The sequence below is a fragment of the Dyadobacter koreensis genome, from assembly GCF_900108855.1.
Classification (GTDB): domain Bacteria; phylum Bacteroidota; class Bacteroidia; order Cytophagales; family Spirosomataceae; genus Dyadobacter; species Dyadobacter koreensis.
The window spans coordinates 388,473-405,986 of the sequence record NZ_FNXY01000006.1; the positions used below are offsets into that span (position 1 = coordinate 388,473).

A 17,514-nucleotide genomic window follows, 5' to 3' on the forward strand; every position below is an offset into this window, starting at 1 on the left:
TTTTCAATATCTTAAATTTATAAACCTGGAAGCCTGCAATTTCTTGTACCTCCATAGAATGTATGGTTAAATATTTAACAAGTCTTTTCTGGTGGGGTATTTAATAATTTTACCAAAAAAATATTTGGTAAAATTGTCATTTTTCGCCTTTTTCTCTATCTTGACAACTGATCAGTATTCCAAATACGATTACAATTTGTGTTATCAAAAATATTATTATTCTTCATCTTATAATTATAAAGATTAGCCGCAACGAATGAAAAGAAGAGATTTTATGCAGATGTCGGGTTTTGGAATTGGCGCTTTAATGCTGCCATCCGTGCCTGTACTTGGAAGTATAGTTTCAAGTGAGCATTTGCTTGAACCGGGAGTTGATGTTGCCATCAAGAAAAAATTTGCGGATATCGCCTTAAATGCTGCCAGAGGCAAGGGGGCTACCTATACGGATGTTCGGATTGGACGTTACTTGCAGCAATACGTTTTCACGCGTGAAAAACAAGTTCAGAATATCGTCAATGCAGAATCTTATGGCGTTGGTATCCGGGTAATTGCAAACGGAACATGGGGTTTTTCTGCCACCAGCGATGTAACGCCCGAAGGAATCGCAAAATGTGCTGAAACAGCCGTTGCGATCGCAAAAGCAAACTCGAAATTTCAAAAAGAACCAGTCGTACTTGCACCGCAAAAAGGGGTAGGGGAAGTGACCTGGAAAACTCCGGTCAAGAAAAATGCATTTGAAATTCCGCCAAAAGAGAAAATAGATCTGCTGATGAAGGTCAATGCCAGGGCAATGGAGAATGGGGCTGGTTTTGTTACCTCAAATTTGTTTTTTATCAATGAACAGAAATATTTCGCTTCTTCGGACGGATCTTACATCGACCAGGATATTCACCGGATCTGGCCAACTTTTACCGTAACGGCGATTGACAAAGCTGCCGGAAAGTTCAAAACCCGCGACGCGATAAGCTCGCCGATGGGAATGGGTTACGAGTATCTGGACGGACTTGCATCTGAAAAAATTGCTGGTCCGAACGGGTTGGTAGGTTACAGGAATTCTTACGATATGGTTGAAGACGCCATAACAGCGGCAAAACAAGCGAAAGAAAAATTAACGACTAAATCGGTTTTGCCGGGAAAATATGACCTGGTTCTGGATCCAAACCATTTGGGGTTAACAATCCACGAATCGGTTGGTCACCCGACAGAACTTGACCGTGTGCTCGGGTATGAAGCCAATTATGCCGGAACAAGTTTCGCGACACTGGATAAATGGGAGTCAAAAAAATTCAATTATGGAAGCAAAAATGTGAACATCGTTGCTGACAGATTGCAACCGCACACACTTGGCGCTGTCGGGTACGATGACGAAGGCGTCCCTGCAAAAGAATGGAATATCATTAAGGACGGTATATTGGTCAATTATCAGGCGATCCGTGATCAGGCAAAAATAATAGGCGAAAAAGAGTCGCACGGCTGCTGTTATGCAGACAACTGGGATTCAGTCCAGTTCCAGCGCATGCCAAATATTTCTCTTAAGCCAGGTACAGAAAAACGCAGCGTTCTGGATATGATCAAAGGCGTTGAGAAAGGGATTTATATCATCGGTAGGGGATCATATTCAATTGATCAGCAGCGCTATAATTTTCAGTTTGGTGGTCAGGTTTTCTATGAGATCAAGAAAGGTGAAATCGTAGGTATGCTCGACGACGTGGCATATCAATCCAATACCCAGGAATTCTGGAACTCTTGTTCACAGCTTTGTGATAAGGATGATTACAGAACGTTCGGATCTTTCTTCGACGGAAAAGGACAGCCTTCGCAGGTCAGCGCGGTATCACATGGAAGTGCGACGACACGTTTTGACGGTGTAAATGTCATTAATACAGCTAGAAAAATCTGATGCGGATCAGTTTAATCTGCGTTCGGAGATAAAATTGAATGATTAATGCGTGCTTAATTGACTGTTTTTCAATATTAAAAAAATTTAAATATGGCTGTCTTATCCAAAGAGGAAGCAAAGCAAATAATTGACAAAGTACTGGCCTTTTCAAAGGCAGATGAAATAAGTGCGGGACTTACAGGAAGTCGCGTCGGTAATATCCGCTATGCAAGGAATTCGGTTTCGACCAGTGGAGAAGCAACGAACCTTTCTCTTTCGGTAACGTCCGTTTACGGAAAAAAATCAGGGACAGCGACGATAAACGAATTTGATGATAAATCGTTAGAGAAAACAGTGAGACGTGCCGAGGAAATTGCTCAGCTCGCTCCTGAAAACCCGGAATATGTGCCGATGCTCGGACCGCAAAATTATCTGGAAGTAAATTCCTTTGCTGAAAGCACCGCAGCTATTAACCCGGATTTTCGGGCGGAAGCGGCTTTTAAAAGCATTGATCCATGTGTCAAAAAAGGCCTTACCTCTGCCGGATACTGGGAAGATCGTACAGGTTTTTCGGCCATGGGGAACAATAAGGGACTTTTCGGTTATAATAAAGCTACCTCTGTTGACTTTTCTATCACTGTTAGAACGAACGATGGATTAGGGTCGGGATACGCAGCACGGGACTATAACGATGTTTCCAAACTTGATACTGCACTGGCTACCGAAGTTGCGATTCAGAAGGCGCAGGCCTCTTCAAAGGCGAGAGCGCTGGAACCTGGAAAATATACTGTTATTCTTGAACCGACTGCCGCGGTTGATCTGCTTCAAAATATGATGGGAAGTATGGATGCGCGTAACGCGGATGAGGGACGAAGCTTTTTAGGTAAAAAAGGTGGCGGAACCAGATTGGGAGAAAAATTATTTGATGAGCGCGTGAATATTTATTCGGACCCGCAAAATCTCGAAATTCCGGGTTCTCCGTTCGGTGGAGGTGGCGGTCGCTTCGGCGGTGGCGGAAGCGATGGACGGGCACAGGAAAAAGTAGTCTGGGTTGAAAATGGCGTTGTGAAAAACATGTATTATTCACGCTATTGGGCTGAAAAAAAAGGTGTTAAAGCAATTGCTCCTCCTTCCGGATTTATTTTTGCAGGTGGAACAGAATCTCTTGCCGATCTTATCAAGGGAACGGAGAAGGGAATTTTGGTAACGCGTCTTTGGTATATCCGGGCGGTGGATCCTCAGACTTTGCTTTATACAGGACTTACCCGCGACGGTACTTTTTACATCGAAAACGGACAAATTAAATATCCGGTCAAAAATTTCCGGTTCAACGAAAGTCCGGTAATTATGCTGAACAATCTGGAAGCAGCTGGGAAACCTATGCGGGCGAGCGGAAACCTGATACCGCCGTTGAAGATCCGTGACTTCACGTTTACAAGTTTATCAGATGCTGTCTAGCCGTCCGATGCAACATTCAGTTTATTTTTCAATCATTAATCGAAACTAAAAAGGAGGGACTCAACTTGAACCGACGCGACTTTATCCAGATGGCCGGACTTGGTACCGGAGCAATGATGTTACCCGGTTTTGCCAGTGGCAGAACTGTTTCGCCCGAAGCTCTGATGGAGCCGTGGCTCGACGTTGCCGTCAAAAAAAGATTGGCTGACGCGGCACTCAATGCAGCAAAATCAAAAGGGGCAACCTATGCGGATGTTCGGATCGGGCGTTACCTGAACCAGTTTGTGATCACGAGAGAGGATAAGGTTCAAAATATTGTCAATACAGAATCTTATGGTGTCGGTATCCGGGTGATTGCAAATGGATGCTGGGGTTTTGCTGCGGTCGCGGATGCACAAAGTGATGCTCAGATCGCAAAAGCGGCAGAGGACGCGGTAGCCATAGCAAAAGCGAATTCGAGATTGATGAAAGAGCCGGTAGAGCTTGCTCCTCAGAAGGGATTCGGAGAAGTAAGCTGGAAGGCTCCTATCAAGAAAAATGCCTTTGAAGTTCCTGTAAAAGAGAAGGTTGATCTGTTGCTTGGCGTGAATGATGCTGCGATGAAAAACGGTGCAAACTATGTCAATTCTGTACTTTTCATGGTAAATGAGCAGAAATATTTCGCTTCAACGGATGGGTCATATATCGATCAGGATATCCATAGAATGTGGCCAAACTTTACTGTCACCGCGATCGACCCTGCATCAGGAAAATTCCAGACGCGGAATTCGCTGAGCGCGCCGATGGGGATGGGTTACGATTATTTACAAACGAATCCGAAAGATAAAGTTACCGGTATCACGACCCGTTACAACATGGGTTATGATATGCTGGAAGATATAACGTCTGCGGCTCAGCAGGCAAAAATGAAATTAAGTGCGAAATCGGTTGAGGCCGGAAAATATGATCTGGTTCTGGATCCGTCACATCTTTGGCTCACGATCCACGAATCGGTTGGTCACCCGTTGGAACTCGACCGTGTCCTTGGCTATGAGGCTAACTTTGCAGGGACTTCTTTCGCGACATTAGATAAATGGCAATCGAAATCTTTCAAATATGGAAGCGACCAGGTAAATCTGATTGCGGACAAAACGCAGGTAGGATCCTTAGGTGCTGTTGGCTGGGACGATGAAGGTGTAAACACTAAAAAGTGGGACCTGGTGAAAGACGGAATTCTGGTTAATTATCAGGCTATCCGTGACCAGGCAAAAATTATAGGTGAAAAGGAATCGCATGGCTGCTGCTATGCGGATAGTTGGAGTTCTGTGCAGTTTCAGCGCATGGCAAATGTTTCGCTGGCGTCAGGAAAAACGCCGCTGTCGGTTGAAGAAATGATTAAGGATGTTAAAAAGGGAATTTACATCATCGGTGACGGATCGTTTTCAATCGATCAGCAGCGATATAATTTCCAGTTTGGCGGACAATTATTCTACGAAATCAAGGATGGGAAAATTGCCGGCATGTTGAAAGACGTTGCGTATCAATCGAATACTCAGGAATTCTGGAATTCTTGCGTGAAGGTTTGTGATGATCGGGATTATCGTCTCGGCGGATCGTTTTTTGATGGAAAAGGCCAGCCTTCGCAATCGAGCGCGGTTTCCCACGGAAGTTCGACGGCACGATTTAACGGCGTTAATGTGATCAATACAGCCAGAAAGATTTAACCAGCAGAAACAATGGCAGTGATATTAACCGAGGACGAAGCAAAAGCTTTGTTACAAAAGGTTTTAAAATTTTCCAAAGCGGACGAATGTGAAATCAATATTTCGGGAGAAAAAAGCGGAAACCTGCGATATGCCCGGAATGAAGTTTCTACCAGTGGGTCGCAACTAACGCAGAATCTAATCGTTCAGTCGGCTTTTGGAAAAAAGGTGGGCGTCGCAACAACCAATGAATTCAGTGAAGAGGCTTTCGAAAAAGTAGTTCGTCAATCAGAAGAACTCGCGCAGCTTGCTCCTGAAAACCCTGAATATGTTGGCGTTCTCACGCCCCAGCAATATAAAAAAACATCAGGTTTTTTTGATTCAACCGCCAACATAACTCCTGATTTTCGTGCAGGTGCCGTTGCAAAAAGTCTGGAATTGTCGAGGACGCAAAATCTTGCAGCGGCCGGCTTTTGGGAAGACCAGCACGGATATTCTGCCATGATGAATTCCAAGCAGCTATTTGCCTATTATCCAAGTACGAACGTCAATTTTTCGCTGACGGTACGGACGCCTGACGGAACCGGTTCAGGATATGTTGCCCGCGGATATAGCGATGTGACTAAACTGGATATCGAAGCTGCGACTAAAACAGCAATACGGAAATCAACAGGTTCATTGGGAGCAAAAGCGCTCGAACCTGGAAAATATACGGTAATTCTTGAACCCACGGCAGCTGCTGTTTTACTGGAAAATATCTTTTTTAATATCGATGCGCGAAGCGCTGACGAAGGCCGTTCTTTTCTGAGCAAGCAGGGCGGAAAAACCAAGCTGGGAGAAAAAATAGTCGATGAGCGTATCAATATTTATTCTGATCCTGCACATCCTGATTTGCCTTCCTCACCTTGGGCAGGTGACGGGCAGCCAATGGAAAAAGTTAACTGGATCGAAAAAGGTGTTGTGAAAAACATGGCTTATTCTCGTTTTTGGGCCCAAAAGAAAGGTGTAAAGCCAGTTCCTTTTCCCAATAACATGGTTGTAGCCGGTGGAACAGCCACGCTTGAAGAAATGATCGCGTCGACTAAGCAGGGAATTCTGGTCACAAAATTATGGTATATCCGCGAAGTTGATCCGCAAACGTTATTGCTGACGGGACTGACGCGTGATGGTACTTTTTATATTGAAAATGGAAAAATAAAGCACCCGGTTAAAAACTTTCGTTTTAATGAAAGCCCTGTGATCATGCTTAATAATCTTGAAACCTTGGGAAAATCCGAAAGGGTTGTCAGTACGGAAACAAATCGAAATTATTTGATTCCACCCATGAAGATCCGTGAATTTACTTTTTCGTCGCTTTCGGACGCCGTTTAAATTTTAGTTTACAGCGAAAGCTAATTTTTCGCTGTAAATATTTCAACCTAACCTATGAAACCGTTTTTCTTTACCCGTCTTCAATATACCTCAGGAAACTGGGATACCGATCAGCGCATGCCATCAAATCTGCTGCATTCGCTGGTAGAGTATACTACGATTCCAATTGATGAGAAAGAAAAAGTGGTTCTTTTAAGTAGTAACGAGATTTTTAAGAGTCCGTTTTGTTATTTAAGCGGGCATAAGCTCGTAGAATTCTCCCAGCAGGAGCGGGACCATTTTAAAAGGTATGTCCAAAACGGCGGATTTGTTTTTGTGGACGATTGCAATCATGACATAGACGGATTGTTTGCCAAATCGTTTGAACAGGAAATGTCCAGAACTTTTGGCCCGAAGGCTTTACAAAAAATCCCCAATAACCATCCGATCTATAACAGCTTTTTCCACTTTGAGGAAGGGCCTCCAACAACGTCTTTTGAACTGAATGGCTGGGGAGACGATCTCGTGCATGATTACCTGAAAGCAGTTACGATAAATGGGCGGATCGGAGTGCTTTACAGCAACAAAGATTATGGATGTGAGTGGGATTATGATTTTAGAAATAAACGGTTTTTGGCCGTGGACAACACCAGGTTCGGGGTCAATATTGTCATGTATGCTTTAACTGCTTAACGATTGGAAACACAGGAACTAACCCATTATAAAGCCTTGGTAGCCAAGCTGCCACTTCTAAAAAAAGAGATTGGAAAAGTCATTGTAGGGCAGGAAGATGCAATTAATGAAATCCTGATTTCCCTTTTGGCGGGCGGTCATTGTTTGCTTGAAGGAGTACCCGGACTGGCAAAAACGCTGATGGTAAAAACGATGTCGGAAGCTTTACATATGAGCTTTAAAAGAGTCCAGTTCACGCCCGATTTGATGCCCGGAGATATTGTTGGAACCGAAATTCTGGAGGAGGATCACGATACAGGGAAGAAGTTTTTTAAATTTAATCAGGGGCCTATTTTTGCGAATGTGGTGCTGGCTGATGAAATCAACCGGACGCCGCCAAAAACACAGGCCGCGTTGTTGGAAGCAATGCAGGAAAAAAGCGTTACCTATGCTGGAACAAATTATGCACTGCCGAATCCGTTTTTGATCATCGCGACCCAAAATCCGATTGAACAATCAGGTACTTATCCGTTACCGGAAGCTCAACTCGACCGTTTCCTGTTATACATAAAACTGAGTTACCCAAGTGAGCAGGAAGAGCTGGATGTACTGAAAAATACGACGGGTTTCACGAGTATGGAAATCAACAGGATATTAACGGATATTGATATTATTCAGCTTCAAAAACTGACTCGACAGGTACATATCAGCGACGACCAGATAAGTTTTATCAACAGGCTGGTTCGGGCTACCCGGCCGGATGGAAGCCCGTCGAATTACGTAAAACAATGGTGTGATTGGGGTGCAGGGCCACGGGCCGGGCAGGCGCTCGTACTTTGTGCAAAAGCAAGGGCAGTCCTGAATGAACGGTTTTCAGTAATTCCGGAAGACATTCATACGCTTGCCTATCCTATATTAAGACACAGAATTTCAATGAATTTCCGAGCGGAAGCAGAGAATATTACATCGGATCATGTGATTGGAGATTTAATTAAAAACCTGAAATAACTTCGGCTTTCGGCAGTCGGCTTTCGGCAATCGGCAATCGGCTTGCTGACAGCAGGAAATCTGAAAGCCAAAAGCTAAATGTTAAGTAAAATAACAGCTGGATAATAAGCTGTAAGTTTGGTTATGCCAAGATCTGACAGCCGATTGCCGACTGCCGAAAGCCACAAACCTATGTCCCAAAAACGTACCGGGCTCCTTGCTGCGGATCTGATCAAACTCGGGAATCTTCAACTGGTTGGAAAACTGGTGAGTGAAGAACTTATGCTCGGTGTGCATGCGAGTAAGCGATCGGGCATGGGGACTGAATTTGAGCAATACCGCCATTATGAGCCTGGCGATGATCCGAAGCGTATCGACTGGAAACTATTTGCAAGAACGGATAAGCATCTGGTTAAAGAATCGTCGGCTGAAAGTAATCGTCAGATCCGGTTTTTGCTGGATCTTTCTGGTTCGATGAATTACGCTGAAAATGGAATGAGCCGTCTGGAATATGCGAAACTCTTAATTGCATCGCTCGCTTATCTTGGATACATCCAGAATGACCAGATGAGCCTGTATTCTTTGCAGGATGGAAAAGTAAATAGTCTGGCAAGCGGCGCTTCAACTTCCGGAAAACAGGCATTTAATAAAATATTGTTCGGACTGCAGAAAACCGTTGCAGCGGGAGAATGGCGGACTGAAAATATGGAAAGCGGAAAATTGCGATTTCCTGAATTTGCCACCAAAAGTAAAGAACAGCTGGTTTTTGTTACCGATTTTCTGCAAGTAGGAGAAGAGTGGCTGACGCTGATAAAATCCATCGCAAGCCCGCGCCGGGAAATAGTCATTTTTCAGATTTTGGGAGATAATGAAGTCGATTTTAATCTGACAGGATTTTTCCGTTTTCGGGATTTGGAAACTGGAAAAGAGATCGAATTGCAGGCTGAGGCCGTACGTGATGAGTTTAAAAAGTCGTCCAAGGCTTATTTCGATATGCTGGAAGAAGAATTGCGAATTCCTTATGTTAACCTGGTCCAGGCAAAATTAAGTGACCCTTTGGGGATGGTTTTAAAAGAGTTTTTAACGAGAAGGAAAGGCTAATGAATTTCTTGCAACCTTTCATGTTTTGGGGAGCGTTGGCTATTGCCATTCCTGTTTTTATCCATTTCTGGCACCAGAAAAAAGGAAAAGAACTTGACTGGGCTGCTATGCAATGGTTAATCGATAAAAGCCAGCAACAAAGCCGTGGTTTTCGTTTAGACGACCTTCCGCTATTGATTGTCCGTTGTCTGCTACTTCTGCTGCTCGTTTTTTTAATGGCTCAGCCGGTTTTGGAATGGTTTAAAAAAACGGATCATTCAGAGCGGATCCATTTGGTTGAACCTTCTGCTTATTTGGCCGATAATTATCGATTTGAATTGGAAAAAGCGTTTGAAAAAGGCGAAAAGGTCTATTGGATAAATACTCCTATCGAGGAGATAAAAGATTTATCATCTGTTTCCGGTCAGCAAAGCAGTGGGATTATGTATTTGCAGGAAGTGGTCAATAAAATCAATAAACCAGGAGCGAAACTTGATATTTATTTATTGAATAATCAAAAAATAATCAATCAGCCTAAAATTTATATTCCGGGCAATTACACCATACACACAGCCATTGATTCTTCGGAGAATTATACTCACAATTATCTTGATTTAGGTAATGGGAAAAAGCTTTTTGTTAATAGTGCAAAATTGACTGCATCCGATTCGAAATCGGGAAACCAGCCACGATTGGCATCTACGGCAATTCATTCCGGTACGCTGAGTGTATTAGCCGATTACAAAAACAAAGCCGAACGCGAGACTGTGCAAGCAGCATTAGGCGCGCTCTCAACTGTTTATTCGTTACCTTTTAAAATTGATGAGAAAACTGATAACCGCAAGAAATATGATATAGTACTAACGGACCGGGAAATTAAAAAGGTCAGTCCCGAGACGCTTTACCTGCTTTCCGGAAACAGCAGGAATAATGTAAAAACAAGCCTTCCAAATGTAGCAATTCTGGAAGATTCTCTCAGGATTCAGACGTCAGAAATCGTTACTTCCGGTCAGTTGCCAGAATATCTCGGCGATTTACTTATCGACCATTTTAATCTCAATGAGGTTAATGGTACGCTGAGCACACAACAGTTAAACGCTGTTTTTGTTCATGCAAAACCGTTGGAAGGAAACGTCGAAGGAAATTTAAGACCGTGGTTGTTAGTTGTTTTTCTGATTTTACTAATTCTGGAACGCTGGATGGCATTGAAAAAAACGATACAGAAAAGTTATGCATGAGCTAAAAAAATTGATTAATTCAGTAACGGCACAGCTCTACGCCAATGCTTTCATTCGGTGTATCCTGCTGGGTGTTTCCGCTTTTGTTCTGGCATCCGTCGTAGAAAATTCTTCTACGCACGTGCCCGTCATGGCTGCATTTGCAGGGCTGGGTATTGGCGTGTATCTCACCAAATTATATCAAAATAAAAAGCCTCAGGCAATTAACTGGATTCATCAAACGGTGGATGAGTCAGAATATAGTTTGCATTTGCTTGAAAAAGAAGAGCTCAATATCGCCGAACAGTTACAGTTGAACAGGCTCAGTGAAAATGTTTCCGCAACCAATTTTCACTTCCGAAATCTATATGACGGAACAATGATCTATGCCGTTATTTTTCTTATGTCGTTAGTCTTTTACAATTTGTATCCACAACTTAATTTCTCGACAAATAGTCCGGGAGATATTTTGAATAAAACAAAAAAGGGAGAAAATGCGGTTTTGTCAATTCCTCCAACATTTAAAACTGCATCCGTCAGCGTAAACCCACCGGCCTATACAAGCTTGCCGAAGTCGAAAAACGAAGACCTGAACGTCAGTGCCATTATTGGTTCGACTCTGAAATGGGATGTAACGTTTAGTCATCAGGAAAATTTGTCGGTGCGGCTGGCAAATAATCGTGGTGATGAGTTAATGTTCAGGAAATCAAACGGGCTCTTTGAATATCAGGATAAATTGACAGGTTCCGGCCTCTATTCCATTAAGGCATATTGGAAAGATTCTCTGGTATATCAATCGGATTTTTACAAGCTGGAAGCCCGGCCGGATCTTGCACCAAAAATTGAGCCTGATTCGAAAGAATTGTATCAGTATCATTTTTTGAAAGACAAAAAAATAATTCAGGTATCAGCAAAAATTTCTGATGACTTTAAAGTAAGACAAGCGTTTATCGTAGCGACATTAGCGCGTGGTTCCGGTGAGAATGTAAAGTTTCGTGAAATGAAATTTCCGCTGACACCGGCCAATTTTAAGGAAGCAAAACTGTCACAATCCATAGACTTGAACGCGCTGAATTTTACGCCCGGTGACGAACTATACTATTATTGGGCGGCCATCGATAATAAGGAACCCGAAGCAAATTTCACGAAATCGGATACTTATTTTATCGTCTACAAAGACACAGCAAAAGTCGAAGAATCGCAGCTTGCGACAATGTCGGTTAACACAGTTCCTGAATATTTCAGAAGTCAGCGCCAGATCATTATTGATACTGAAAAGTTAATTGCCCGCCGTAAAAAGATCAAAAAGGAAGAATTTAATAGTATATCCAACGAGATCGGCTTTGATCAGAAGGTATTGAGATTACGTTATGGTCAGTTTTTAGGAGAAGAATTTGAACAGAATATTGGTGGCGGAGGTGGAGATGCACCTCATGACGAGGGGCACGGCGAAGGCGGAAATATTCTGGATAAATTTACGCACAAGTCAGATTCGGAAGGTGAAGCGGCTGAAAATCGTAAGTCTCAGCCGGAAGAACATCATCATGAACACGGCGGTGAAAGTCACGCCGATGCAGGTTCGAAAGATGCGATTGCAGAGTTGATGGAGCAATATGTTCATGCTCATGACGATGCGGAGGTAAATACATTTCACGAACAGTCGACGAAGAGTTTATTAAAAATGGCTTTGGAGCAAATGTGGCAATCGGAGTTGCATTTACGTATGTATGAGCCAGAAAAAGCTTTGCCTTTTGAAAATAAAGCACTTGAATTTTTGAAACAAGCGCAGCATAAAGCAAGAGCATTTGTAAAGAAAAGCAGCTACGATCCTCCTCCAATTAAGGAAAAAGAGAAACGGCTAAGCGGAGAGCTGACTGATTTGAGCAAGAGTTTCAACCAGGAAAAAAAGATTGATAAAATAAGAACAGAGCAACTGGTGGCTGAGGTGCTTGGTTTTTTAGAATATGAAAAACTGAATAGCGCGCAGTTAGCAAAATTCCGGCTTGCTGGTGCCCAGTTATCAGATCAATTAATAAGTAGCGGTCCATTAAACGGCGGAATGCAGAATTGGTCGGTACTGGGGTCGCTGCAAAAAATGATCAGCGGGAAAGAAGTATCCGATAAGGAAAAACAACAGCTAAAAACGGAACTTTATAAGAGAGCAGGAGCAACTTTACAAAGCAGCCGTTCTTACGTTAGCGATAAAAAGCTGGAAAATATATTTTGGAAAAAACTTAAATAAACCGGTCCAAGCTGGTTTGGTGATAACGTATGATTGCATTTGATTTTGACTGGTCAGCTCCCCTCAACCTGGTGCTGGTTCTGCTCCTTTTTCTTCTTGGTGGATTGCAGATCTGGCTTTTAATGCGAAGTTCCGGGCATGTTTCAAGGCAAAAATTGAATGTAAAAATCTGCCTCAATCTTTTAGCTTGGCTGACAATCGCATCTTTTATTTTTCAGCCCATTTTCAGATCGAATATCTTAGAAAGTAAAATTCTTGTAGCAGGCAGAGATGTACCGTCAGAAGAAGTCCGTAAAATAAAGGATAGTTTGAAGGTAAGCGAAGTTTTTTCTGAGCGCGACTTTAAGGTAAAATCTTTTGATACGCTCACCTTGGTTGGACAAAATTTTAGTGATTCTTTTTTTTCAAAATTGAGTCAGTCCTTAACAACTAACTCCACGGTGAACTGGATTTCTTACTTTCCTGAAAATCAGGTCCAGTCGGTTTCCTGGAAAGGCTTGTTACGAAAAGGGCAGCTGCAAAAAGTCACAGGATCCATCCATTTAACTAATCCCCAATGGATCAAGATCAAGTTTGGCGATCAAACGCTCGATAGTGCCAGACTGGAAAAAGGTCAGCAATTTTTTACCCTTTCGTTTCCTGTTTTTACTGAAAAAAGGACGAGAGCAGTATTATTTTTGGATGATAAAAGTCAAGGCGAAATTCAATTTTTTGCTCAGTCATTGCCTCCTTTGACGTTTCAGTTCATCCTGGACAATCCTGATTTCGAAAGCAGAACCCTGGCGACATGGCTTGCGAATCAGGGCCATGCCGTCGAACTATCCACGAATCTTTCAAAAGATATCCGCAGTAAATTGTCAATTAACAAAGCAGGAGATCCCGATATCATCGTTACCGATCCGAAAAATGCGGGAAATGCTGTGGTGAAAAAGGCTTTTGCAAGTGGGAAAAGTATTTTATTTATCAATCTCACAGCTCCCTCCTCTGAAGTTGCATCGATAAATTCATCACTGGGGACGAAATTGCTCGTGAAAAAAATCTCGAATGAAGAGATATTGCCGGTCATGGGAGAGCTTACGAAATTGCCATTCGAGTTCAGCAAATCCAATGGCTATATTACATTGCCAAAATATCCGATCGCGGTTGAAAAAGCGGCCGGGAAGATTGCTGTGAGTCTCTTAAACGAAACATTTCCTACTTTGCTAAACGGCGATAGCCTGGTCTACGGAAATATCTGGACTTCCGTTTTATCGGCTATTCATCCCGCCTACAAAACGAATATTGAAGTTGCTGCACCGGTTTACAAAAATATTCAAACGGAGCTTCGACTTAATAATTTAACAGAAAGCCCACGTTCATTGGCGATTGCAAACGATACTTTACTTTTGAATTATTCCGTTATCAATACACAAACGGCTCACGCACTTTATTCGCCAGCAGAATCTTCCTGGCTCACGCTCGGAGAGGATTCTGAAATTCTGGTCAGCGATAGTCTGAATTTTAATCAGGTTTACCAAAGTAAGCGGATCGAAGATTTTGTGAAGTCTCGGGCAGGCATGCAGACAAATCTTTCAGATTCAGCAAAATTATCTGATTCAAAATCTCAACCATTAAGTGAAAGCCGGATACCGGATTGGGTCTGGTTTTTGGCGATATTGATCTGCTTTACTGCACTCTGGCTGGAACCCAAGTTTGAATAAATCTCTGGCTACAAATGTTCCGGTGCTCTGCACCTCTCTATGACAATAATTTATGCTGTTTCTACAAATATTTTAGTGCTCTGCACCTTTTATTGTTATACAAGATTCTGAAAATTCCGGTGCAGCGCACCGGAATAAAGATTCAAAAATCAGGCAACTGATATCCAATCGATATAGTTTTTGATGTTATAAAATCAAAAACAATTACTTTTACGCTCAGCGAAATAGTGTGTTCCCTCATTAAGAATGCAGATTACGCATCAATTGAAATCAAAAACTTATGATTGAAAACGGACCTCAGCTACGAACCGTCAATGTAATACGATATGTGACGCCCTTGCGGGAAGGCGGTTCACTTCCGGCCATTGCTGAGGCGGACGATGACTTCCTGTACGTCTTAAAATTCAGGGGAGCCGGCCAGGGAGTAAAAGCCCTGATTGCGGAAATAATTGGTGGAGAAATTGCACGGGCGTTAGGATTAAGAATTCCGGAAATTGTATTTGCAAATCTGGACGAAATGTTTGGTATGACCGAACCGGATGAAGAGATCCAGGATCTTCTAAAAGCAAGTACGGGCTTAAATCTTGCCATGCATTATTTATCGGGTGCAATCACTTTTGATGCACAGGTAACAACAGTTGACAGCAAACTGGCTTCTCAAATTGTGTGGCTGGATTGTCTTTTGACCAATGTCGACAGAACAGCGAGAAATACAAATATGCTGATGTGGCACAAAGAATTGTGGCTGATCGATCATGGCGCTTCTTTATATTTTCATCATTCCTGGACAAACTGGGAAGAGCAGGCAAAACGTCCATTCATCCAGGTAAAAGATCATGTGTTATTGAAGCAAGCTTCTGATCTTGAAGCTGTTGATGAGGCATTTAGTAAAATTTTAACGGACGATCTGATTCATTCGATCTGTTCGCTTATCCCGGACGACTGGTTGCTTCGTGATGCTCCGTTCGAGACAGCAGAGGAGCATCGTCAGGCTTATGCCAAATTTTTAATATCAAGAATTTCAGTATCAGAGGTATTTGTAAAAGATGCGCAGAATGCAAGAACATCACTTATTTGAGTACGCCGTCATTCGCGTCGTGCCCAGAGTCGAACGTGAAGAATTTCTAAATGTTGGAGTGATCCTTTATTGTCAGAAGCAGGGTTTTTTACAGAGTAAATTTAATCTGGATTCTGGCCGACTTCAAGCCTTTTCAGGTGCATTGGATATTTCCGAGGTAGAAGAATATCTGTTTTCACTGAATAAAATTTGTATCGGAGGAACCAAGTCCGGACCAATTGGAAGTTTGCCCATTGCTTCGCGTTTTCGTTGGTTAACTGCAACCCGCAGTACAGTAGTTCAAACTTCGAAAGTTCACCCCGGGTTTTGTAAAAATGCAGGTGAAACGCTCGACAAGTTGTTTAATGAGATGGTTTTATAATTCGTGATTTGTAAATGATTTGCCATTACATACTAATGGTAGCGAGCATACCTTTCTGAAACTGTATTAAGATAGGAGAAAAGCGTTTAATATAGAAGGTTAAATTTGCTAAATCGGTATGTATGAGCAAATTTACGAACTGAAATAACCGTAATCGGTAAACTTCGCAAGGCTGGAAATCTTCGATTTTGTGAGTGCGATATGTACAAAGTTAGCCGTCATTCATCCATTGTTAAGCAATCTGCGAGCCTTTACATTTGAGTTTTTTACAAAATGAATTCAAGTTTAACTCGTAAACCATATTGCTATGAAACGTAACGCAACTGCCGTTTGGAATGGTTCAGGAAAAGATGGAAATGGATATTTGACGACGCAAAGTACTGCATTAAACCAGACGCAATATTCCTTCAACAGTCGCTTTGCAGATGGTGTCGGTACAAACCCCGAAGAGCTTTTGGCTGCTGCCCATGCGGGTTGTTTTACTATGAAATTAAGTTTTGTGCTGGACGAAGCGGGTTTCACGGCAAATACCCTTCAAACGACAGCTTATATAAATTTTGAAAATGGAAGTGTAACAGAATCCCATCTAGTGCTAAAAGCTGATGTCCCCGGCATTCCAAGAGAAACTTTTGAGGCGAGTGTTAAAGAGGCAGAGTTAAATTGCCCTATCAGCCGTGTTCTAACCGCTAAAATCACCGTCGAGTCATTTCTGGAGTAATGTCCAATTTTTATCTGTTCTTAGCTGATTTCGAAAGTGTTTATCATTAATTATTGAAATAGCAACAATTATTTTGGTTTAGATTTGGTTCAATGGTTTGGTAATGAGATTGTTATATTCTGGTATGTTAATTGTCTATCTACATTATCTGCGTATAAGAATCTAACACATTTCAACCTTGGAGCTATGAACAACATTTCCAACTATGACCGGAAGGCATTTAGATTAGGTTCGCCCGGTAAAAATTTGCCGCATAGTGAAGACACAGAAAGAAAGCTCTTTTTCTATGCAAGCGTTATTGAAAATGAAACGGAAAGAAGTAATCTGAACGTGCTGCAAAGATTAAACAATTATCAGATTGTCTGGTTAACCAATGGCTCAGCGACTTGCGTGGTGGATATGGAGGAACATTGCCTTGAAAGTCAGTCTATGTATATTGTAGCGCCGGGGCAGATCCATTTTCTTCATCCGAAAGGAGAAGTGGAGGGTTATATAGTTTCTTTTTCAGAGGAGTTTTTATTGATGATGAGTGGAAGTTTAAACCTCCCTTTTGATGTACAACAGCAGGTTGGAGATGGGCAGCTACCCGTAATTAGTATTGACGTCGATATGAAGAGTGAAATGGAAGATCTGATTAAAAGAATGATGAAGGAAATATCAGGTCAATTTCAACTGAGGTCAGAGATTTTAATGGCTCTTTTAAGAATTTTGATCATTTATTTTTCAAGACAGGTTGTTATCAGACAACACGAAAAGGCGCAGCATCATGATATGGTCCTGGTAAAAAGATTTAAATATTTGCTGGAACAACATTTTTTCACTAAAAAAACAGTTGCTGATTATGCCAGTGAGCTGGCAGTATCTCCGAATTATCTGAGTGGAAAAATAAAAACAATTTCTGGCTTCTCTGCGAGCCATCATATTCAACAGCGCATCGTTTTGGAAGCGAAAAGAAAGGTAATGTTTTCCGGAGGTAGTCTTAAAGAAGTTGCCTATTATCTGGGTTTTGACGATACTTCACATTTTAGCAAGTTTTTTAAAAATAAGTCGGGCGTTAATTTTTCTGACTTCAAAAAGGCCATTTGCTGAG

Annotated in this window: 14 protein-coding genes; all 14 read left to right on the plus strand. The window is 42.2% G+C overall.

Features of this window, described 5'->3' with window-relative positions; genetic code table 11:
- Positions 1 to 256: 256 nt before the first annotated feature.
- A complete protein-coding gene (locus BMY70_RS20310; RefSeq protein ID WP_090338114.1) occupies positions 257 to 1,900 on the plus strand; it encodes a TldD/PmbA family protein in 1,644 nt (547 codons plus the stop codon).
- Between the two features lie 90 nt (positions 1,901 to 1,990).
- A complete protein-coding gene (locus BMY70_RS20315; RefSeq protein WP_090338115.1) occupies positions 1,991 to 3,337 on the plus strand; it encodes a TldD/PmbA family protein in 1,347 nt (448 codons plus the stop codon).
- Between the two features lie 65 nt (positions 3,338 to 3,402).
- Positions 3,403 to 5,040, plus strand: a complete 1,638-nt coding sequence (locus tag BMY70_RS20320) for a TldD/PmbA family protein (protein ID WP_090338116.1) — start codon at positions 3,403 to 3,405, stop codon at positions 5,038 to 5,040.
- 12 nt (positions 5,041 to 5,052) lie between these two features.
- Entirely contained in the window at positions 5,053 to 6,390 is a 1,338-nt protein-coding gene (locus BMY70_RS20325) for a TldD/PmbA family protein (RefSeq protein ID WP_090338117.1), read from the plus strand.
- A gap of 54 nt (positions 6,391 to 6,444) precedes the next feature.
- Positions 6,445 to 7,062, plus strand: a complete 618-nt coding sequence (locus BMY70_RS20330) for a DUF4159 domain-containing protein (RefSeq protein ID WP_090338118.1) — start codon at positions 6,445 to 6,447, stop codon at positions 7,060 to 7,062.
- A gap of 3 nt (positions 7,063 to 7,065) precedes the next feature.
- Positions 7,066 to 8,049: an AAA family ATPase gene (locus BMY70_RS20335; RefSeq protein ID WP_090338119.1), complete on the plus strand. Its 984-nt coding sequence runs from the start codon at positions 7,066 to 7,068 to the stop codon at positions 8,047 to 8,049.
- Positions 8,050 to 8,220: 171 nt separating this feature from the next.
- Positions 8,221 to 9,129: a DUF58 domain-containing protein gene (locus BMY70_RS20340; protein ID WP_090338336.1), complete on the plus strand. Its 909-nt coding sequence runs from the start codon at positions 8,221 to 8,223 to the stop codon at positions 9,127 to 9,129.
- A complete protein-coding gene (locus BMY70_RS20345) occupies positions 9,129 to 10,346 on the plus strand; it encodes a BatA domain-containing protein (RefSeq protein ID WP_090338120.1) in 1,218 nt (405 codons plus the stop codon). Before BMY70_RS20340 ends, BMY70_RS20345 begins: the two co-directional genes overlap by 1 nt.
- The gene (locus BMY70_RS20350) at positions 10,339 to 12,567 is read left to right on the plus strand and encodes a hypothetical protein (protein ID WP_090338121.1); all 2,229 of its coding nucleotides are present in this window, start codon (positions 10,339 to 10,341) and stop codon (positions 12,565 to 12,567) included. The genes BMY70_RS20345 and BMY70_RS20350 overlap by 8 nt, the downstream gene beginning before the upstream one ends.
- A gap of 29 nt (positions 12,568 to 12,596) precedes the next feature.
- The gene (locus BMY70_RS20355; protein WP_090338122.1) at positions 12,597 to 14,267 is read left to right on the plus strand and encodes a hypothetical protein; all 1,671 of its coding nucleotides are present in this window, start codon (positions 12,597 to 12,599) and stop codon (positions 14,265 to 14,267) included.
- A 280-nt stretch (positions 14,268 to 14,547) separates the two neighbouring features.
- Positions 14,548 to 15,345: a HipA family kinase gene (locus BMY70_RS20360; protein WP_090338123.1), complete on the plus strand. Its 798-nt coding sequence runs from the start codon at positions 14,548 to 14,550 to the stop codon at positions 15,343 to 15,345.
- Complete coding sequence (locus BMY70_RS20365; protein WP_090338124.1) at positions 15,323 to 15,706, plus strand: DUF3037 domain-containing protein; 384 nt, start codon at positions 15,323 to 15,325, stop codon at positions 15,704 to 15,706. Before BMY70_RS20360 ends, BMY70_RS20365 begins: the two co-directional genes overlap by 23 nt.
- 307 nt (positions 15,707 to 16,013) lie before the next feature.
- Complete coding sequence (locus BMY70_RS20370) at positions 16,014 to 16,424, plus strand: OsmC family peroxiredoxin (RefSeq protein WP_090338125.1); 411 nt, start codon at positions 16,014 to 16,016, stop codon at positions 16,422 to 16,424.
- Positions 16,425 to 16,610: 186 nt separating this feature from the next.
- Positions 16,611 to 17,513, plus strand: coding sequence for a helix-turn-helix domain-containing protein (locus BMY70_RS20375; RefSeq protein WP_090338126.1), 903 nt, complete (start codon positions 16,611 to 16,613; stop codon positions 17,511 to 17,513).
- Position 17,514: the final 1 nt, after the last annotated feature.

What these genes read in the sequence shown, in the direction of transcription:
- BMY70_RS20310 (WP_090338114.1), top strand. Translation starts at nt 257, where the DNA reads ATGAAAAGAAGAGATTTTATGCAGATGTCGGGTTTTGGAATTGGCGCT.
- BMY70_RS20315 (WP_090338115.1), top strand. Translation starts at nt 1,991, where the DNA reads ATGGCTGTCTTATCCAAAGAGGAAGCAAAGCAAATAATTGACAAAGTA.
- BMY70_RS20325 (WP_090338117.1), top strand. Translation starts at nt 5,053, where the DNA reads ATGGCAGTGATATTAACCGAGGACGAAGCAAAAGCTTTGTTACAAAAG.
- BMY70_RS20330 (WP_090338118.1), top strand. Translation starts at nt 6,445, where the DNA reads ATGAAACCGTTTTTCTTTACCCGTCTTCAATATACCTCAGGAAACTGG.
- BMY70_RS20340 (WP_090338336.1), top strand. Translation starts at nt 8,221, where the DNA reads ATGTCCCAAAAACGTACCGGGCTCCTTGCTGCGGATCTGATCAAACTC.
- BMY70_RS20345 (WP_090338120.1), top strand. Translation starts at nt 9,129, where the DNA reads ATGAATTTCTTGCAACCTTTCATGTTTTGGGGAGCGTTGGCTATTGCC.
- BMY70_RS20350 (WP_090338121.1), top strand. Translation starts at nt 10,339, where the DNA reads ATGCATGAGCTAAAAAAATTGATTAATTCAGTAACGGCACAGCTCTAC.
- BMY70_RS20355 (WP_090338122.1), top strand. Translation starts at nt 12,597, where the DNA reads ATGATTGCATTTGATTTTGACTGGTCAGCTCCCCTCAACCTGGTGCTG.
- BMY70_RS20360 (WP_090338123.1), top strand. Translation starts at nt 14,548, where the DNA reads ATGATTGAAAACGGACCTCAGCTACGAACCGTCAATGTAATACGATAT.
- BMY70_RS20365 (WP_090338124.1), top strand. Translation starts at nt 15,323, where the DNA reads ATGCAAGAACATCACTTATTTGAGTACGCCGTCATTCGCGTCGTGCCC.
- BMY70_RS20370 (WP_090338125.1), top strand. Translation starts at nt 16,014, where the DNA reads ATGAAACGTAACGCAACTGCCGTTTGGAATGGTTCAGGAAAAGATGGA.
- BMY70_RS20375 (WP_090338126.1), top strand. Translation starts at nt 16,611, where the DNA reads ATGAACAACATTTCCAACTATGACCGGAAGGCATTTAGATTAGGTTCG.